The organism is Pseudomonas sp. C 49-2 (assembly GCF_003970195.1).
In the GTDB taxonomy this organism is placed as follows: Bacteria; Pseudomonadota; Gammaproteobacteria; order Pseudomonadales; family Pseudomonadaceae; genus Aquipseudomonas; species Aquipseudomonas canadensis.
The window spans coordinates 140,061-158,466 of the sequence record NZ_RXYG01000008.1; the positions used below are offsets into that span (position 1 = coordinate 140,061).

Here is an 18,406-nt window from a genome sequence, read left to right on the forward strand (position 1 = left end):
CAGGCCGTGATTATGGGCCGCGATGCGGCCTGAAAGAAAGCACCTGACCCGCCGTTATAAACGCGCCAGACGCACCGCACCGCTGCGCGATTTTGCCATCGCCGCCAGACGCACCGCCACATTGGCCGCGCCGTAGCCGGCATAACCGTTCTTGCGCTGGATGATCTCGAAGAAAAACCGCCCTTCGAACGGCTCGGTGTACACATGAAACAACTCACCGCCCTGGGCGTCGCGGTCGTACAGCACGTTGTAGTACGCCAACTCGCTGAGGAACTCGTCATCGAAATCGAACCGCGCCGCCAGGTCGTCGTAGTAGTTGAGCGGGATATCCAGCAGCGGCACACCCGCCTCTTTGGCGCGGCGCACCTCGGCGAAAATATCCGCGCAGTCGAAGGCAATGTGGTGCACGCCGGAGCCGCGATAGCTCGACAGCGCGTGGGAAATCGCGGTGTTGCGGTTCTCGGAGATATTCAGCGGCAGGCGGATCGAGCTGCAACGGCTGCGCAGGGCACGGCTTTTCACCAGACCGTAGGGGTCGGGCAGCACCACCTCGTCGTCGGCTTCGAAATCCAGCAGGCTCTTGTAGAACAGCACCCAACTGTCGAGGCTGTCGGCCGGCAACGCCATGGCCATGTGGTCGATGCGCAGCAAGCCGCCGCTGGATGACGCCGCAGGTTGCAGGTTGAAGTCAGTGTCGTAGAGGCCGCCTTCACTCTGGTCCACCAGGTAAATCAGGCTGCCATCCGGCGCACGTACCGCCGCCAGTTCCAGCTCATTGGGCCCGACCAGGCCGCGATACGGCTGGCCTTTGTACGCCACCGCCCGCTCCAGGGCCTTGGCGCTGTCCTTGACCCGAATCGCCGTGGCGCACAATGACGGTCCATGAGCTTCGAAGAAGTTGTGGGCGAAGGAATAGGGTTCACAGTTGAGGATCAGGTTGATATCACCCTGGCGCAGCAAGCTCACGCTCTTGGAGCGATGCTGCCCGGCCTTGACGAACCCCAGGCGTTCCAGCCAGACGGTCAGCTTGGCGCCGAGGCTTTCATCCACGGCAAATTCAAGGAACTCGATGCCGTCGTACTCGCTGGCGGCCGGGGTATCGAACAGAATCTCGACAGGCTGTGCAGGGGCTTCCTGCTTCAGGCGCTCGCGGGTTTTCTCTTCCAGGTACAGCAAGGAGCGCAGGCCATCCGCCGCATTCGCGCGGGTCGGCGCGGCGCGGAAGCCGTCGTTGAAAATCTCCAAGGACAGCGGCCCGGTGTAACCACTCTTGATGATCGGCGCGAGGAACCCCGCCAGGTCGAATTCGCCCTGCCCGGGGAAGCAGCGGAAATGCCGGCTCCATTCCAGCACGTCCATGGCCAGGATCGGCGCGTCGGCCATTTGCACGAAGAAGATCTTGTCGCCGGGGATCTCGGCAATTGCACTCGGGTCGCCTTTGAGCGACAGGGTGTGAAAGCTGTCGAGCAATACGCCGAGGCTGGGGTGATCGACCTGACGCACCAGGTTCCAGACCTGCTGCCAGGTGTTCACGTGCTTGCCCCAGGCCAACGCTTCGTAGCCAATACGCAGGCCACGGCGGCCGGAGTGTTCGGCGAGCAGGCTCAGGTCATCCAGTAAAATACGCTCGTCACCCACACTGTCGGCCGAGGCATTGCTGCACACCAGCACCAGGTCGGTGCCCAGTTCCTGCATCAAATCGAATTTGCGCTCGGCACGTTCCAGGTTGCGCGCCAGGCGGTCGCGGCGGCAGCCTTCAAAGTCGCGGAACGGCTGGAACAAGGTGATGGCAATGCCGAGGTCGGCACACATTTGCCTAACTTCGCGGGGGCTGCCGTCGTAATACAACAAGTCGTTCTCAAAGATCTCGACGCCATCGAACCCGGCGGCGGCAATGGCTTCGAGCTTTTCCGGCAGGGTTCCGCTCAAGGAAACAGTGGCGATGGAACGTTGCATGGGCGACTCCCGGCAATTGTTGTTTGTGGCAAATTATTCGCCGCTAGCCTAACCGCAGCAATTAAAATGTACGAACCAGTTAGTTTTTGGTGCGATTATCGAACACTATGCCCCTTTGGCGAATTGACGATTTTTTAGCCACTGCGCACCATCGATGACGTAACAGACCCAGAACACACCATAAAAATTTCAAAAAACGGGTACGACCTCATGCCTCTGCAAAACTCCGCCCTGGCCGCGCGCCACGGCACCCCGCACGCCGGCATCGGCGACAAGATCCGCGGCGCCCTCGCCGTGGGCAAAACGCGCTGGGGCATGTTGGCCCTGGTGTTTTTCGCCACCACCCTCAACTACATCGACCGCGCCGCGCTGGGCGTCATGCAGCCGATCCTCGCCAAAGAAATGAGCTGGACGGCGATGGACTACGCCAACATCAACTTCTGGTTCCAGGTCGGCTACGCCATCGGCTTTGTGCTGCAGGGCCGCTTGATCGACCGGGTCGGCGTGAAACGCGTGTTCTTCTGCGCGGTGCTGTTGTGGAGCCTGGCGACCGGCGCCCACGGCCTGGCGACCTCGGCAGTCGGCTTTATGGTGTGTCGCTTTATCCTCGGGTTGACCGAAGCCGCCAACTACCCGGCGTGCGTCAAGACCACGCGCTTGTGGTTCCCGGCGGGTGAACGTGCGGTGGCCACCGGTATCTTCAACGCCGGCACCAACGTTGGCGCGATGATGACGCCGATGCTGCTGCCATTGATCCTCCACGTGTGGGGCTGGCAGGCAGCGTTCCTGTGCATGGCATCGCTTGGCGCGATCTGGCTGGTGTTCTGGGGTTTGAAGTACTACAACCCGGAAGACCATCCGACAGTTAAACAATCCGAATTGGACTACGTGCAACAGCATGTCGAACCGGAACAACCAGGCGTACCGTTCAGCCGCATCCTGCGCATGCGCGGCACCTGGGCCTTCGCCATCGCCTACGCACTGACCGCGCCTGTGTTCTGGTTCTACCTGTACTGGCTGCCGCCGTTCCTGAACCAACAATACAACCTGGGCATCAACGTGACCCAAATGGGCATTCCGCTGATCATCATCTACCTGACGGCCGACTTCGGCAGCGTGGGGGGCGGGATTCTGTCGTCGTTCCTGATCGGTCGTGGCATGAACTCGATCAAGGCGCGCCTGCTGTCGATGCTGCTGTTTGCCTGCTGCATCGTCGGCGTGATCATGGCCGCCGGCTCCAGCCAACTGTGGGTCGCAGTGTTTGCCATCTCCCTGGCGATCGGTGCGCACCAGGCCTGGACCGCGAACATCTGGAGCCTGGTGATGGACTACACCCCCAAGCACATGATGAGCACGGTGTTCGGCTTCGGCGGCATGTGCGCGGCCATTGGCGGCATGTTCATGACCCAGATCGTCGGCCACATCCTGACGGTGACGAACAACAACTACACCGTGTTGTTCACCCTGATCCCGGCGATGTACTTCATTGCGCTGACCTGGATGTACTTCATGGCGCCACGCAAGATTCCGACAGTAGACGTCTAACTCTACCTACGCCGCTGCTGCCAGGCAGCGGCCAACCCGCTCATGCAGATCACCCCGATGCCGACCACCGTGGTCACATCGGGGGTATGGTTGAACACCAGCCAGCCCAACAACCCCGCGAACACGATCTGGCAATAGCCGAACGGCGCCAGCAAGGCCGGCGCCGCGAAGCGGAACGCCTGGGTCAGCATCAAGTGTGCGGTCATGCCACAGGTGCCCAGCGCCAGCATCAATGCGCCATGCCATAGCGTGGGGATCTGCCAGAAGAACGGCACCATCGCACTCATCACCAAGGTATTGCACAGGCCAGCAAAGAAGTTGCTGGTGGTGGGCGTGTCGTATTGGCTGAGGATGCGCGTGAGCAGTTGATAGAAGCAGAAGAACAACGCCGAACACAGCGGCAGCAGCACTGCCGGAGTGAACAGTTCGCCGCCGGGGTGGATGATGATCAGCACGCCGACAAACCCGCAGATCACCGCCAGCCATTGGCCACGAGTCACGTGTTCACCGAGCAGCGGCACCGAGAGCGCCGTCACCAGGATCGGCGCGAGGAAGTTCACCGCGGTGGCTTCCGCCAGCGGGATGTAATGCAGCGCCGCCGTAAAAAACAGACTGGTGCCCAACAGGCACAGCGCCCGCACCACCTGCATCCCGGGTCGCTTGCTGCGCAGCACGCGCAAGCCCGACTGCGGCAGGAAAATCCCGGCCATCAACAGGGTGTGCACCAAGTAACGCGCCCACACCACCATCACGATCGGGTAGAACCCCGCCAGGTATTTGGACAAGGCGTCGTGACTGGAAAACAGAAACGTCGCCAAAACAATCAGCAAAATGCCCTTGAAGGGATGGTTGACGCCGGATAAAGGGGTACTGACGGTCATCGGATTCTCGTGTGTGGCGCGCGGTCGAGCTCAACCCGGTAATCTAGCAGCCGGGTCGGAGCCTGCTCTAAGAGCATAACCAAACACCGTGCGAACAGCGCACTAAATCACCGGTTTCGAGTCCAACGCTGCACGTTGACCGTCCAGTTGTACACTTTTCAACCAAGGCCTTGCTGCTATGAAAAAAATCCTCTTTGCTCTTTCTGCCCTTGCCCTGCTCACCGCCTGCAATCAAGAAACCAAGGAAGCGCCCAAACCCGCGCCGGCTTCCGTACAAGCCACCCTGGTGCCGCAAACCCCGCCCACCGACAAATGGGTCGGCAAATGGATCGGCGTCGAAGGCCTCTACCTGACCATCGCCAAGGACGACAGCATCGGCCGAGGTCACTACCTGCTGACCATGAAATACGGCCTTGATGATGACGACGCCGGCACCTTCAAGGGTGAGGCCAACGAAGACGGCATCGCCTTTACCCGCCCGGACGGCCCCCAGCAACTGAGCGCCGGCAACGGTGAAGCCACCGGTTTGAAATGGTTGGCGGATAAAAAGGATTGCCTGATTGTCGATACCGGCGAAGGTTATTGCCGCGATTAACGGCCATACTCTTTCCCAATCAATGCAGGACCGTTCACCGAGAGGATTGCCCCATGCTATGGAAAAAAGGCCGACGCAGCGACAACGTGGTGGATGCCCGCGATGACAGTGGCGGCGGCGGTGGCGGTATGCGCTTTGGCGGCGGCAAGGGCCTGAGCCTGACGGCCATTGTGCTGATCGTCGGCATCGGCTGGCTGACCGGCCAGGACCCCTTGCAGATCCTCGGCCAGTTGACCGGCCAGATGGAACAGGCGCCGTCGGTAAGCACGCAATCGCGCCAGGCGCCGCCGGCCAACGATGAGCAAGCGGATTTTGTCCGCGCGGTGCTGGGCGATACAGAAGACACCTGGGGCCAGGTGTTCCAGGAAAACGGGTTGGCGTACAAGAACCCGAAACTGATTCTGTTCCGCGGCCGGGTGAACTCCGCCTGCGGGGGGGCCACCTCGGCCAGCGGCCCGTTTTATTGCCCGGCTGACCAGCAGGTGTACCTGGACCTGGATTTCTTCCGGGAAATGTCGCAACGCTTCCAAGCCGCCGGTGACTTTGCGCAGGCTTACGTGATCGCCCACGAAGTCGGGCACCACGTGCAGACGCTGCTGGGTATCTCTTCGAAGATCCAGGCGGCGCGCCAGCAAGGCCGGCAGATGCAAGGCGACGGCGGCCTGCTGGTGCGTCAGGAGCTGCAGGCCGACTGTTTTGCCGGGGTATGGGCCAACCGTGCGCAAAAGCGCCTGAACTGGCTCGAACCCGGCGACATTGAAGAAGCACTGAATGCGGCCAACGCCATCGGCGATGACCGCTTGCAGCAACAGGGTCAGGGGCGCGTGGTGCCGGACTCGTTCACCCACGGCACCTCGGCACAGCGGGTTCGCTGGTTCAAGACCGGCTTCGCCCAGGGCCAGATCACTCAATGCGACACTTTTACCGCCAAGAGTCTTTAAATGAATAAACGATTGGGACTGCTGCTGGGCTTGTTGGTCACCTGTTCCACCTTCGCCGCCGGGCCTGTCGTAAAAGAGCATGGCGTAAAAGAAGTCAGTCCCGATCGTTTCCAGCTGGAGGCCGGCGACCTCAGTCTGGGTTTAAGCCAGGACTGGACTAAACCGCTGCCCCAGGTCACCCGCGCCTTGATCATCGTGCATGGTCGCCTGCGCAATGCGCAGACTTACCTGCAAAGCGGTGAAGACGCCGCCGAGCATGCGGGCCAGGCCGCCCATACACTGGTGATTGCGCCGCAGTTTCTAAATGAATCCGACGTGAAACGTAACCACCTGGACAACCAAGTGCTGCGTTGGAATGGCAACGACTGGATGGCCGGCGAGCCCTCGACCGGTCCGGGGCAGATCAGCTCCTATGGCGCCCTCGACCAGATCATCAAGCACTTGGGCAACCGCAAGCTGTTCCCGGCGCTCAAGGAAATCGTGGTCGCCGGTCACTCCGGCGGCGGCCAGGTGGTGCAGCGTTTCGCGCTCACCGGCCACGACCACCCAACCCTGCAGACCGAAGGCATTGGCCTGCGATACGTAGTGGCCAATCCATCCTCCTACGCCTATTTCACCCCGCAGCGCCCGGTGAAATTTGACACGGCCAGTTGCCCAGGCTTCAACGACTGGAAGTACGGCCTGCAAAACCTGCCGGCCTACGCCAAGGGGCAGAGCGCCGAGCAGCTGGAACAGGCATATGTATCACGCAACATCACCTACCTGCTGGGCCAGCAAGACACCGACCCGAACCACCCGGCGCTGGATAAAAGCTGCGCAGCCGAGACCCAGGGCGCGTATCGCCTGATTCGTGGGCACAACTATTTTGATTACCTCAAGCAGCGTCATCCGCAGTTGAGCCATCAACTGGTGGAAGTGCCGGGGGTGGGGCATAACGGGGATGGGATGTTTACGTCGCCGGAAGGCCAGACGGTGCTGTTCACGCAATAACCTGTGGGAGGGGGCTTGCCCCCGATTGCGGTCTGCCAGCTACACATCTGCTAACTTATACATCGCCATCGGGGGCAAGCCCCCTCCCACAGTTGATCCCTATTGTCAGGGCTGGAGCATTTGGCGCAGCGCGGCGCAATCCTCGGCATGCCAATCGGCCAACTCCGGCCAGGGGTTTTCCGGCAGGTTCACCAACACCGTCTGCGTTCCCGCCGCCCGGCCACAGTCCAAGTCGAAGCGATAATCACCGACCATCACCATCTCACTCGGCGCCACGTCCCAAGCGGCCGCCAGCTTCAGCAAGCCATCCGGATCGGGCTTGGGTTGCGCATCATCACGCCCCAACACGTCCTTGATGGCAAAGCAGTCCGCCAAGCCGATCGCTTCCAGGGTGACGTGCGCCAGCTCGCGCGCATTGCGGGTCAGGATGCCCAAGCGGTAACCACGCCCGGCCAACTCGCGCACCAGATCGACTGCGCCTTGCGCCGCAACTGAACCCAGCGCCAACTCGCGCTCATGCTCCAGCAACCAGGCATGCTTGGCCGCCGCGACATCGGCAGGCAACGCCGCCAGGTGAGTGAGGATGTCGTCCTCGGGCGGAATCTCCAAGGCCACGCGAATGGCCGCGAAGTCATGCACGGCGACCGTGAGGGTGCCGTCCATGTCGAACACCCAGTGTTTGATGTCCGACAGACTCATGCCCAATCCTTGCGATGGCGAATCAGGCCTTCCTGGGTCACCGACGCCACCAGTTGCCCGGCACGGTTGTACACGCTGCCACGGGAGAAACCACGGGAATTGCCGGCCCATGGGCTGTCCATGGCGTACAGCAACCAGTCGTCGGCACGCAGGTCGGCGTGGAACCACAGCGCATGGTCGAGGCTGGCGACTTGCATATCTTTCTGCCACACGGTCTTGCCATGGGGCAGCAAGGAGGTGGTCAGCAGGCCGAAGTCCGAGGCGTAGGCCAGCAGGTATTTATGCAGCGCCGGCGAGTCGGCCAGGGCGCCATCGGCGCGGAACCACACGTACTTGACCGGGTCGGACGGCTGCGGGTTGAACGGGTCTTTTTCGGTGACCGGGCGCACTTCGATCGGCTTGGGGCACAGCAGCTTGTCGCGCATGTGCTCGGGGATCAGGTGTGCGCGTTGCTGGGTCAGCTCCAGCTCCGACGGCAGGTTTTCAGGGCCCACTACCACGGGCATGGTGGTCTGGTGGTCGAAGCCTTGTTCGTCGTACTGGAACGAGGTGGTGCACGTGAAGATCGGGTGGCCCTTCTGGATCGCGGTCACGCGGCGCGTGCTGAAACTGCCGCCATCACGCACACGGTCCACCGAATACACCACCGGCAACTTCGCATCGCCGGGGCGCAGGAAGTAACCGTGCAGGGAATGCACGTGCCGCGCTTCTTCTACGGTCTGGCTGGCAGCCGACAACGACTGGCCGAGCACTTGGCCGCCGAACAGTTGGCGAAAACCCAGGTCCTGGCTGCGGCCGCGAAAGAGGTTTTCCTCGATCGGCTCCAGGGTCAGCAAGTCCACCAGATCTTCCAATACTTGGCTCATAGAGCAACTCCTAAAATCTACGGGGCATTCCGGGCTGCCTATCCGTGCAGCGTGTCCAACCATTGGGCGCGGGTGATGCGGTACAAAACATGATGGCGCAGCGGGTCATCGGCTGCGACCTTGGGGTGTTCAAAATCTGCCAGCGGATCGTAATGCATACCGATGGCTTGCATGACTTTTTGTGATGGCAGATTGGCTTCCGTGGTGAAGGCGACGATTTCGTCCAAATTCAAACGATCAAACCCACAGCGCAACGCAGTCCACGCGGCCTCGCTGGCATAGCCCAGGCCCCAGTGCTCGCGGGCCAGGCGCCAGCCAATTTCAACCGCCGGGGTAAAGTCGGCCTCGAAGCTGACATTCAGCAATCCGGTGAGGCCGATGAATTCCCCGGTGTCCTTGCGCTGCAACGCCCACAGGCCAAAGCCATATTCGGCGAAGTGCCCGCGAATGCGGCCAATCAACGCGGCGCTTTCCAGGTGACTCAGCCTGGCCGGGAAATAACGCATCACCTGCGGGTCGGCGCACATGCGCGCGAACTCCGCCAGGTCGCTGTCGCGCCATTCTCGCAACACCAGGCGTGCGCTTTCCAATTCCAGTATCGGCTCCATGGGTCCCCTCCCTTGCCATGTGCGTGAGTGTACAGCGCTGTTAAGATCCGTCGCAGGTTCCCGTCAGAAAATCCCATGCCTTTGCCATTGATCTACCACGATGACTACAGCCCCGAGTTCCCGGCGGACCACCGCTTCCCCATGGACAAATTCCGCCTGTTGCGCGACCACCTGGTAGACAGCGGCCTGACCGAGGACAGCCAACTGCTGCGCCCACAACTGTGCCCACCCGAGATTCTGGCCCTGGCCCATGACGCTGGGTACATCGAGCGCTACATGGGCGGCGAATTGTCCCGCGAAGACCAGCGCCGCCTCGGCCTGCCCTGGAACGAAGCCTTGGCCCGGCGCACCGTGCGGGCGGTGGGCGGTTCGATTCTCGCGGCGGAACAAGCGCTGGAGCACGGCCTGGCCTGCCACCTGGCCGGCGGCACGCACCACGCCCACTACGATTACCCGGCGGGTTTCTGCATCTTCAATGACCTGGCGGTGATCAGCCATTACCTGCTGGCCAGCGGCCGGGTTAATCGCGTGCTGATCTTCGATTGCGATGTGCACCAGGGCGATGGCACCGCGCGCATCCTCCACGACACGCCAGACGCTATCACCGTGTCGCTGCACTGCGAAAAGAACTTCCCCGCGCGCAAGGCCCAGAGCGACTGGGACATTCCGCTGCACATGGGCATGGGCGATGCCGACTACCTCAAGGTGGTGGACGACGCCCTCAACTACCTGCTGCCGCTGTACCAACCCGATCTGGTGCTGTACGACGCCGGCGTCGATGTGCACAAGGACGACGCCCTCGGCTACCTCAAGCTGACAGACCAAGGCGTCGCCGCCCGCGATGAAAGCGTGATGCGCCACTGCCTGGGCCGAGACATCCCGGTGATGGGCGTGATCGGCGGCGGCTACAGCAAGGACCGCCCCGCCCTCGCCCGCCGCCACGGCATCCTGCACCACAGTGCACAGCGGGTGTGGACGTCATCAGGTTGTCATTGAACCGTGGGCGTTACCCACAATCCCTGTGGAACCACCTGTGGATAACTTGAGCGTAAGGGCCTGAAAGCCAGCAGCAGTCTGGCCCGTAGGAAGTTGTACATTTTTTGATCAGGCAGTTGCGCCGTCCTCGGGTAGAATGCTCGACCTATTCAGCGACCGTAGCCCTGCCCATGCCTCAGACCCCTCCTCCTCACGTTGCCATTATCGGCGGCGGCCCTGCCGGGCTGATGGCCGCCGAAGTCCTGAGCCAGGCGGGCGTGCGGGTGGACCTGTACGACGGCATGCCCTCGGTGGGGCGCAAGTTCCTACTGGCCGGCGTGGGCGGCATGAACATCACCCACTCCGAAGCGTACCCGGCATTCCTGTCACGCTACGCCGAACGTGCGCCGCACATGGCGCCGTTGCTGCGTAGTTTCGGGGCTGAGGCGTTGTGTGAATGGATTCATGGCTTGGGCATCGAAACGTTTGTCGGCACCTCCGGTCGTGTGTTTCCCACCGACATGAAAGCCGCGCCCCTGTTGCGCGCCTGGCTCAAGCGCCTGCGCGACCAAGGCGTGGTTATCCACACCCGTCATCGTTGGCTGGGCTGGAATGCCGAGGGCGACTTACTTATCCACAGCCCCGAAGGCGAAAAAACTGTCCACAGCGACGCCGTGCTGCTGGCCCTTGGCGGCGGCAGTTGGTCACGGTTGGGATCTGACGGCGCCTGGCTCAGGTTGCTGGAAGACAAAGGCGTGCCTTACGCCCCGCTGCAACCGAGCAACTGCGGTTTCGAGGTGTCGGCCTGGAGCGAGTTGATGGTCAGCAAATTCGCTGGCGCGCCGTTGAAAAACGTCGCCATCGGTTTAGGGGAAGACAAGCCTCGGCTGGGTGAATGCGTCATCACCGCCAGCGGGATCGAAGGCAGCTTGATCTACGCGCTGTCGGCACCGATTCGCGAAGCGATCAACAGGGACGGCTCGGCCACCGTGCATATCGACCTGCTGCCGAGCAAGCCGCTGGACAAGGTTCAGGCCGCGTTGGCGAAACCGCGTGGCTCACGCTCGATGAGCAAGCATCTGCACAGTCAATTGGGGTTGGATGGGGTGAAAGCCGCACTGCTGCGCGAGTTGGCGCCGTCTGACCACTTCAATGATCCGGCGCAGTTGGCGGTGGATATCAAGGCGTTGCCCTTGACCCTAGTGAAGACCCGGCCGATGGATGAAGCGATCAGCACAGCGGGCGGCGTGCCATTTGAAGCGTTGGATGAGCGCTTGATGCTCAAGCAGTTGCCGGGGGTGTTTTGTGCGGGAGAGATGCTGGATTGGGAAGCGCCGACGGGCGGGTATCTGTTGACGGGGTGTTTTGCCAGCGGCAGAGCGGCTGGGCGGGGGATGTTGGAGTGGCTTCACCGCTGAGATTTGCGGTGAATTCCGAGCCGCCTTCGCGGGCAAGCCCGCTCCCACATTTGACTGCATTCCAATGTGGGAACTCAGTCAAATGTGGGAGCTGGCTTGCCTGCGAAGAGGCCATCAGCAGCGCTGAAAAACTTACTTCTTCTTGCGCGGCCCGGTATTAAAAACAGGTACCTTGCGCACCGGCTTGATCGACGGCTCCGACGGCGCCACTTCTCCGCTGTCCACCCACTTGCCGAGGTTGCGCTTACCACCACCGCCCGAGGTTTTAGGCTTCTTCGGTTTCTTTGGCTTCTTCACCACCTGCCCGCTGGCATCGGTGTCCGGCACGCGGTGTTCCGGTTCGAAGTCTTGTTCCATGTGGCGGGTCAAGGTCTGACGCGTCAGCATCTCGATGGCCGACAGCATGTTCACCTCATCGGCACACACCAAGGAAATCGCCTCACCGGTGTTGCCCGCACGCCCGGTACGGCCGATGCGGTGGATGTAGTCTTCGGCCACGATCGGCAGGTCGAAGTTGACCACCAGCGGCAAGTCTTCGATATCCAGGCCACGGGCCGCCACGTCGGTGGCCACCAGGATCTGCACTTCGCTGGATTTGAAGCGGTCCAGCGCACGCTGGCGCGTGGCTTGCGGCTTGTCGCCATGGATGCCGTCGGCATTGATGCCCAGGCCCTGCAACTTATCCACCAGCGCATCCACGCCGTTACGGGTCTTGGCGAACACCAGCACCTGCTTCCAGCGGCCTTTGCGCATCAGGTGCACAAACAGCTCCGGCTTGCGCTTCTTGTCCACCGGCACCACCCACTGCTTCACGGTGTTGGTGGCGACGTTGCGCGGGCTGACTTCGATGCTCAGCGGGTCGTTGAGCATCTGCCCGGCCAGCGTGCGGATCTCATCGGAGAAGGTCGCGGAGAACAACAGGGTCTGGCGCTTCTTCGGCAGCATGCGGTAGATGTTCGCCAGCTCTTCGGAGAAGCCCAGGTCGAGCATGCGGTCGGCTTCGTCCAGCACCAGGGTTTGCAGCTGGTTGAGTTTCAGCGCGTTCTGGCGGAACAGGTCGATCAGGCGGCCAGGGGTGGCGACCAGGATGTCGACGCCCTTGCGCAGCTTCATCATCTGCGGGTTGATGCTCACGCCGCCGTACACCGCGTAAGTGGTCAGCGGCAGGTTTTGTGCGTACTCGGCGACGCTGGCGTGCACCTGCTCGGCCAACTCGCGGGTCGGGCACAGGATCAGCGCGCGTGCCGAGTTGGCGGCGACTTTCGGCCCTTCCATCGTCAACAGTTGCAACAACGGCACGGCGAAACCGGCGGTCTTGCCGGTGCCGGTCTGGGCCGAGGCCATCAGGTCGCGACCGGCCAGCACCGCCGGAATGGCTTGCGCCTGCACCGGCGTCGGGGTCTGGTAGCCAAGCGTCTCAAGGGCGCGCAGCAAGGGTTCGATCAGGCCAAGGGTGGCGAAAGTCATGTGTTTACCGTAGGAAAAATTCAGCGCAAGGTCGCAATGCGCCGCAGTTTACCTTATTTCCGCCTTCGGCTTGCGCCACTGGGGCAGGCTGATCAGCAGGACGGCGCTGATAATCACCAGCATGGCCAAGGCTTCTTCCAAACCGATGGTCTCGCCAACGAACACAATCCCCAGTAACACCGCCACCGCCGGGTTCACATAGGCATAGCTGGTGGCCGCCGCCGGGCGCACATGCTTGAGCAGGTACATATAGGCGTTGAAGGCGATGATCGAGCCGAACACCGTCAGATAGGCCAGGGCCAGCCAGCCTTCCAGCGGCGGCGTGGCCTGCAGGCGTTCACCGGATAGCGCGCTGACGAACAACAGCGCTACGCCGGCGACCAGCATCTCCGCAGCACTGGCCATGGCGCCCTGGGGCAACGGCAATTGCCGGCTCCACACCGAACCAAACGCCCAGGAAGCCGCCGCCACCAACAGCAACACGGCACCCATCGGGCTCGATTGCAACGTGCTGCCCATATTGAGCATGGCGATGCCGATGATCCCCAGAATCACCCCCGCCCACTCCAAGCGAGTGTTGCGCGCGCCCCAGAAATACCCACACAGCAAGGTGAACAACGGCACCGTCGCCACGGCCAGCGCCGCCACGCCGGACGACACGCCCATGTGTTCCGCCACGCTGACACCGCCATTGCCCACGGTGAGCAGCAAAAGACCAATCATCCCGGCTGCTTTCCACTGCGGCCACGTCGGCGCCGGCACGCCACGCCAGCGCAGGAAGCCATACATCAACGCCCCGGCCGTGCAAAACCGAATCCCCGCCAGCAACAACGGCGGCCAGTACTCCACGCCGATGCGAATCACCAGATAGGTGGAACCCCAGATCACATACAGCGCAAAAAAGGCGGCGATCAACGGTAAGGGAAAGCGACGTGGGCCAGGCATTGGGCGGCTCTATGGCAGGAGATGGGAGGCTTATTCTAAAAAGACAGGTCGTTAAACATAAGTTACAAAACCTGTTTAAAACGCCAATACACTTTTCAAAGCATGGTTGTGAAGGCTATAAACCGTGCTTTCGAAAGTCACGCGCAACCGGAGCCTTATCATGGACAAATACGACCGCATGCTCCTCAGCGCCCTGCTCGAAGACGGCCGCGCGTCCTACGCGCAACTGGCCCGCACGGTAAACCTCTCCGCCCCCGCCGTGGCCGAGCGCGTGGCCAAGCTGGAGGCCAGTGGCGTGATCACCGGGTATCAGGCCAAGGTGGACTTGTCCAAAGTGGGCTTGCCTATTCAGTGCGTGATTGAGCTACGGTTGACCAATCACGGCAGCCAGAAGGTGTATGACGCGTTGGCGGAAATCCCTGAATTGACGGAGTGCCATCGGGTAACCGGCGATCCGTGCGTGATCATGCAGGCAGCCGTGGGGTCGATGCCGGAGTTGGAGAGCTTGATCAACCGCGTGGCGAAGTTCGGGTTCAGCAAGACCTCGATTATTTTGTCGAGCGCGATAGAGCGGCGGGTGCCGTTGGGGCAGTTGGAGGGCAATGGGAAAAATGGTGGCTGAACCGCCGCCATCGCCGGCAAGCCGGCTCCCACAGTTGAAATGCATTCCAACGGTGGGAGCTGGCTTGCCTGCGATGACGTCAGTTGCATCAAAGCAGATTTGAGCGCTCAACAATCAAATCGACAATCTGCTTGATCGTGGTGATGTGATCCCAATCTGCCTGAGTGGCTTGCAGATTGAATTGCCATTTGATCTGCATGACGAAGCAGGTCAGGTCGTCATCAATGATCTTGAAGTCGCGGATGAAATCCGTTTGTTCCGTCACCTGGCTTCGGTCGATGAAGCCAATGATGTTGACGAACAGTTGGATTACTTTTTCGCTGATCTCGGCCCTCATTTAACCGAACTCCTTTCCCCCTGAGTAACTGAATAGATATCAGAGGGCCGTTTTTAAAGGCCAGCAAGACCGGTCGTATTCACTTGCGGGAATTTTCCGAGCAAGTTCTAACCCTCTTGTTACACCGAGACTGCACGACTAACCTGCCTCGCGTCATCGACCCATCGATGACCGGAAGTGCAAGCCGAAATTGACAGAAGGAGCGAGTTAAATAACCTGGAGTTTCGACATGGTCAAAGCAACTTTCGCATCAACTGGCAACGGCGCAGCCTTCCTCAGCGAAGACGCCCTGCTCAACCGCCGCGCCATCGACTACTACCTCAAAGCGTCCTCACCGGATGCGCCCCATTTCATTCTGAACGACAACCTGAGCTTCGAAGACGCCCTCGCCCATGCGGCGGATCTGCTGCATTGCGCGGTGGAGACGGTGCAGGACTCGGCTGAGGTACTGAGCGCGCAGCAGCGGGCAGTGATGCATTTTGTGGGGATGGCGAAGGGGGTGGTGGATCGGGCGTTGGAGTGTGTGCAGCCACAATAGCCTGACAACCGAGACGTTGTGGTGAGCGGGCTTGCCCCGCGCTGGGCTGCGGAGCAGCCCCAATTAAGGGCGCCGCGTTCTTTCAGTTAGAACGGAGTGTCAGGTTTTGGGGCTGCTACGCAGCCCAGCGCGGGGCAAGCCCGCTCACCACAAAAAGCCCGCTCACCACAAAAGCCCGCTCCCACACGGATTTGTGGCGAGCTCAGAACCCGCGATGCTTCTTCAGGTGTTCATTGATCTTCGCCGCCGGCACTTTCTGCAAGGTGCACAGCAGATCATGGGTCAGTTCACGCAAGCCATGGGTCCCGCGCAGTTCCTGGGCCAGGTGGGCCGTGAGGTTGGCGGCCATCTCCGCATCCGCCATCGCCCGGTGAGCCTTGCCGGTGTGGGGCAGTTGGGCGTAGGCGTTCAACGTGCCGAGCTTGTGGTTGGGCGCCGATGGCATCAGGCGACGCGCCAGCAGCAGCGAACAGGCGAACTTCTGCAAACGGGTGCGGCGGATCAGACCCAGCTCAAAGTCCCAGAACTTCTGGTCGAACGCGGCGTTGTGCGCCAGCAACGGCGTGACGCCGACGAACTCATTGACCTCATTCATCACCCGCTCCGCCGGCGGCGCGCTGCGCAGCATGGCGTTGCTGATGCCGGTGAGTTGTTCGATGAACGCGGGCACGTGCACGCCGGTTTTCATCAGGCTCTGGTAGCGGTCCACGATCTGGCCACGCTCAAGGATGACCACCGCGATTTCCGTGGCCCGGCAACGGCTGCTCGGGGTGATGCCGGTGGTTTCAAAGTCGATGACCGCTATACGTTCCAAACCTGTTCCAACTCCGTCTTAGCATTTATTTGAGCAACAACGCGCCTTCGATCGGCACATACCGGCTGGCGGCGCGTATCAATGAGTTGGCCGTCAGCCCCGGTACGCCATAGGCCACGGCCTCGACGCCATGCTTGTGGATAACCCGGTCGAGCAGCATGTCGAAATCACCGTCGCCGGAGGCCAGCACGATTTCGTCGACGTGGTCGGCGGCGTCCATGATGTCGAGGGTGATGCCCACGTCCCAGTCGCCCTTGGCCGAACCGTCGCTGCGCTGGATGTAGGGCTTGAGTTTTACCGTAAAGCCCAGGTTGCGCAGGATCTGCTGGAATTGCTGCTGCTTGCTGTCGCCACGGTCGATGGCATACGCGTACGCCTCGACTATCTGCCCGCGCGAGCTGATGTCAGCCCACAACGCAGCGTAGTTGAAGTGGCAACCATAGGCCTGGCGGACGGTGTAATAGAGGTTTTGCACATCGGCGAACACTGCAATTTTCTTCACCGCACTTCCTCATGACAGCCAGGCGCCAGGGCCCGGAAAGGGTGCAAGTATGCCAGCCGCGAGAAGGTTTCCGGGAAAAATCAGACCGGGGCAACGAGTCGCCCCGGTCTGGGTGGGTCAGACGAAGGAATCGTCGTCGCCGAAGGAGGAAGAATCGTCGGAATAATCGCTGTCGGCAAAGCTGTCCGAATTGTTGCTGCCCCAGCTGTCGTTGCCGGCGTACTTCTGGTCATCATTGCCCCAGTTGCCGTTGTCACTGGCAGGCGCTGGCTCCTCACGAATGATTTCTTCCACGACTTGCGGCTGTTGCGAATTGTGGTTGAACAGGCTGCTGATGCCTTCGGCCAGCAACACACCACCGGCCACGCCGGCAGCGGTTTTCATCGCGCCGCCGAGGAAGCCGCTGCCCACCGGAGCGGCTGGAGCAGGCTGTTGATAGTTCTGCTGCGGGGCAGGTTGGCTGAACCCAGGCCGCGCCGGTTCGCGCCAGCCGCCACCAGAAGACGGCGGTGCACTTTGAGCCGGCTGCTGATCACGGGAACCGCCGCCGCCAAAGATGCTCGACAGGAAACCGCCGCTGCTCGCCGGAGCAGGCTGCGCGGATTTGGCCCGCTGCAGTTCATCTTGCAATTGCTGGATCTGCTGCGCCTGCTGCTTGTTCTGCGCGTCGAGGCTCTTGAGCGCGTGTTCCTGCACCAGGATCGACTGGGTCATGTAATACCCGGCCGCCGGTTGGCGCGTCATGTGCTCCTTGATCCGCGCTTCGGCCTGGGCGTCGCGGGGGGCTGAGTCCGTTTCGGCTTGTTGCAACCGTGAAAACAGTCCATCGATCAGGGTTTGCTCTTCGCTGTTCATGGCGACCTCGTTAGATTGCCGGTAGAAATCGTGGTCTCGCCTTTAATCAGGCGCCGCCCTAGTTATGGGGGTGTTACGAGTTGTTTCAATGGTCTTTACTCAAGGTTTACGTTTGCTTACCTCCGGTGATGATCGGTTAAAGTGTTGCCCTTGCTTTCAGGCCTGCGATGAACTTGATGAATCCGTTAGACGTGCTGCGCGACTCCTTCCGTTTCACCCAACGCAACCTGGGCGCCATCGTCCAACTGTGTCTGCCGTTGGTGATTTTCGAAGCCCTGCTGCAACAGGTGCTCAACCACGTCGTCGGCCCGGATGCGTTTCCCGGCTACAGCGTGGTGGTGGGGTTGCTGGTGTACCCGCTGTATACCGGCGCGCTGATCCTGTTTCTGGATGCTCGCACCCGTGGCGAGTCGCCGCGCACTAAAGATGTCTGGGCCATGGCCCTTACCCTGTGGCCGCGCTTCGCCCTGCTGACGGCGATGAGCACGCTGCTGATTCTGCTGGGCCTGTCGCTGTATTTCCTGCCGGGGCTGTGGCTGATGGTGGTGCTGGCGTTTGCCGAGTACCTGCTGGTGCTGCGCGGCATGCCGGCGTTGGAGGCGATGAAGGAAAGCTTCCGCCTGAGCCGTGGGCATTTCTGGCTGATCCTGGTGTGCCTGCTGTGCGTGATGACGCCACTGTGGTTGCTCAAGGGCGCCAGCGTTGCAGCGTATCCAACACCTGCGCCGCTGATTGGCTTGCTGTTGGACAGTGCCCACAGCTTCCTCCAACTGTTTACCAGCGTGGTGCTGTTTCGTTTATTCATGCTGATCGGTGGCGATGCCGACGCGCGGTGATATGCTCCGTGCCACC

Annotated in this window: 20 protein-coding genes; 9 read left to right on the top strand and 11 right to left on the bottom strand. The window is 61.3% G+C overall.

Annotation, left to right across the window (positions count from 1 at the left end; all coding sequences use genetic code 11):
• Nucleotides 1-54 precede the first annotated feature (54 nt).
• Entirely contained in the window at nt 55-1,956 is a 1,902-nt protein-coding gene (quiC, locus tag EJ576_RS17350; RefSeq protein WP_126570767.1) for a 3-dehydroshikimate dehydratase QuiC, read from the bottom strand.
• Between the two features lie 210 nt (nt 1,957-2,166).
• On the opposite strand from quiC, the gene EJ576_RS17355 reads away from it, so the two are divergent.
• Entirely contained in the window at nt 2,167-3,501 is a 1,335-nt protein-coding gene (locus EJ576_RS17355; RefSeq protein ID WP_126570768.1) for an MFS transporter, read from the top strand.
• A gap of 2 nt (nt 3,502-3,503) precedes the next feature.
• Here EJ576_RS17355 and EJ576_RS17360 read toward each other — a convergent pair whose 3' ends face one another.
• Nucleotides 3,504-4,382, bottom strand: a complete 879-nt coding sequence (locus EJ576_RS17360) for a DMT family transporter (RefSeq protein ID WP_016976739.1) — start codon at nt 4,380-4,382, stop codon at nt 3,504-3,506.
• A gap of 178 nt (nt 4,383-4,560) precedes the next feature.
• On the opposite strand from EJ576_RS17360, the gene EJ576_RS17365 reads away from it, so the two are divergent.
• From EJ576_RS17365 to EJ576_RS17375, 3 genes are read left to right on the top strand one after another with little or no spacing between them, the layout of a single operon-like run.
• Complete coding sequence (locus EJ576_RS17365) at nt 4,561-4,977, top strand: lipoprotein (RefSeq protein WP_068931992.1); 417 nt, start codon at nt 4,561-4,563, stop codon at nt 4,975-4,977.
• A gap of 53 nt (nt 4,978-5,030) precedes the next feature.
• On the top strand, nt 5,031-5,918 hold the full coding sequence (locus tag EJ576_RS17370) for a neutral zinc metallopeptidase (RefSeq protein ID WP_068931993.1): 888 nt from the start codon (nt 5,031-5,033) through the stop codon (nt 5,916-5,918).
• Nucleotides 5,919-6,908 (top strand): alpha/beta hydrolase, encoded by a 990-nt coding sequence (locus EJ576_RS17375; protein ID WP_126570769.1) that lies wholly within the window; start codon nt 5,919-5,921, stop codon nt 6,906-6,908. It begins immediately after the preceding gene.
• A gap of 105 nt (nt 6,909-7,013) precedes the next feature.
• On the opposite strand, the gene EJ576_RS17380 is transcribed toward EJ576_RS17375, so the two are convergent.
• Genes EJ576_RS17380 through EJ576_RS17390 form a run of 3 tightly spaced genes read right to left on the bottom strand, consistent with a single transcriptional unit; the run spans nt 7,014 to nt 9,081 of the window.
• A complete protein-coding gene (locus tag EJ576_RS17380; protein ID WP_122727993.1) occupies nt 7,014-7,607 on the bottom strand; it encodes an HAD family hydrolase in 594 nt (197 codons plus the stop codon).
• On the bottom strand, nt 7,604-8,473 hold the full coding sequence (gene tesB / locus EJ576_RS17385; RefSeq protein WP_016976734.1) for an acyl-CoA thioesterase II: 870 nt from the start codon (nt 8,471-8,473) through the stop codon (nt 7,604-7,606). Before tesB ends, EJ576_RS17380 begins: the two co-directional genes overlap by 4 nt.
• 38 nt (nt 8,474-8,511) lie before the next feature.
• Entirely contained in the window at nt 8,512-9,081 is a 570-nt protein-coding gene (locus EJ576_RS17390) for a GNAT family N-acetyltransferase (protein WP_122727991.1), read from the bottom strand.
• Nucleotides 9,082-9,156: 75 nt separating this feature from the next.
• On the opposite strand from EJ576_RS17390, the gene EJ576_RS17395 reads away from it, so the two are divergent.
• Both EJ576_RS17395 and EJ576_RS17400 read left to right on the top strand, forming a co-directional pair.
• Entirely contained in the window at nt 9,157-10,077 is a 921-nt protein-coding gene (locus tag EJ576_RS17395) for a histone deacetylase (RefSeq protein ID WP_126570770.1), read from the top strand.
• A 170-nt stretch (nt 10,078-10,247) separates the two neighbouring features.
• Nucleotides 10,248-11,474: a TIGR03862 family flavoprotein gene (locus tag EJ576_RS17400; RefSeq protein WP_126570771.1), complete on the top strand. Its 1,227-nt coding sequence runs from the start codon at nt 10,248-10,250 to the stop codon at nt 11,472-11,474.
• Between the two features lie 132 nt (nt 11,475-11,606).
• Here EJ576_RS17400 and EJ576_RS17405 read toward each other — a convergent pair whose 3' ends face one another.
• Nucleotides 11,607-12,941: a DEAD/DEAH box helicase gene (locus EJ576_RS17405; protein ID WP_126570772.1), complete on the bottom strand. Its 1,335-nt coding sequence runs from the start codon at nt 12,939-12,941 to the stop codon at nt 11,607-11,609.
• Nucleotides 12,942-12,989: 48 nt separating this feature from the next.
• On the bottom strand, nt 12,990-13,886 hold the full coding sequence (gene yedA / locus EJ576_RS17410; RefSeq protein ID WP_068932000.1) for a drug/metabolite exporter YedA: 897 nt from the start codon (nt 13,884-13,886) through the stop codon (nt 12,990-12,992).
• A 160-nt stretch (nt 13,887-14,046) separates the two neighbouring features.
• On the opposite strand from yedA, the gene EJ576_RS17415 reads away from it, so the two are divergent.
• Complete coding sequence (locus EJ576_RS17415) at nt 14,047-14,508, top strand: Lrp/AsnC family transcriptional regulator (RefSeq protein ID WP_010174823.1); 462 nt, start codon at nt 14,047-14,049, stop codon at nt 14,506-14,508.
• A gap of 88 nt (nt 14,509-14,596) precedes the next feature.
• On the opposite strand, the gene EJ576_RS17420 is transcribed toward EJ576_RS17415, so the two are convergent.
• Nucleotides 14,597-14,845, bottom strand: coding sequence for an acyl carrier protein (locus EJ576_RS17420; RefSeq protein WP_122727986.1), 249 nt, complete (start codon nt 14,843-14,845; stop codon nt 14,597-14,599).
• A 229-nt stretch (nt 14,846-15,074) separates the two neighbouring features.
• Here EJ576_RS17420 and EJ576_RS17425 point away from each other — a divergent pair, with 229 nt between their 5' ends.
• Nucleotides 15,075-15,383 (top strand): DUF6124 family protein, encoded by a 309-nt coding sequence (locus EJ576_RS17425; RefSeq protein WP_126570773.1) that lies wholly within the window; start codon nt 15,075-15,077, stop codon nt 15,381-15,383.
• A 202-nt stretch (nt 15,384-15,585) separates the two neighbouring features.
• Here EJ576_RS17425 and EJ576_RS17430 read toward each other — a convergent pair whose 3' ends face one another.
• The 3 genes from EJ576_RS17430 to EJ576_RS17440 all read right to left on the bottom strand — a co-directional run bounded on the left by EJ576_RS17430 (nt 15,586) and on the right by EJ576_RS17440 (nt 17,554).
• Nucleotides 15,586-16,197 (bottom strand): PolC-type DNA polymerase III, encoded by a 612-nt coding sequence (locus EJ576_RS17430; RefSeq protein WP_122727982.1) that lies wholly within the window; start codon nt 16,195-16,197, stop codon nt 15,586-15,588.
• A 25-nt stretch (nt 16,198-16,222) separates the two neighbouring features.
• Nucleotides 16,223-16,699: an NYN domain-containing protein gene (locus tag EJ576_RS17435; RefSeq protein ID WP_010206743.1), complete on the bottom strand. Its 477-nt coding sequence runs from the start codon at nt 16,697-16,699 to the stop codon at nt 16,223-16,225.
• Between the two features lie 117 nt (nt 16,700-16,816).
• Complete coding sequence (locus EJ576_RS17440) at nt 16,817-17,554, bottom strand: DUF2076 domain-containing protein (protein WP_068932002.1); 738 nt, start codon at nt 17,552-17,554, stop codon at nt 16,817-16,819.
• A gap of 176 nt (nt 17,555-17,730) precedes the next feature.
• Between EJ576_RS17440 and EJ576_RS17445 the strand changes: the two genes are divergently transcribed.
• Complete coding sequence (locus EJ576_RS17445; protein ID WP_025999910.1) at nt 17,731-18,390, top strand: YciC family protein; 660 nt, start codon at nt 17,731-17,733, stop codon at nt 18,388-18,390.
• The last annotated feature ends 16 nt before the right edge of the window (nt 18,391-18,406 follow it).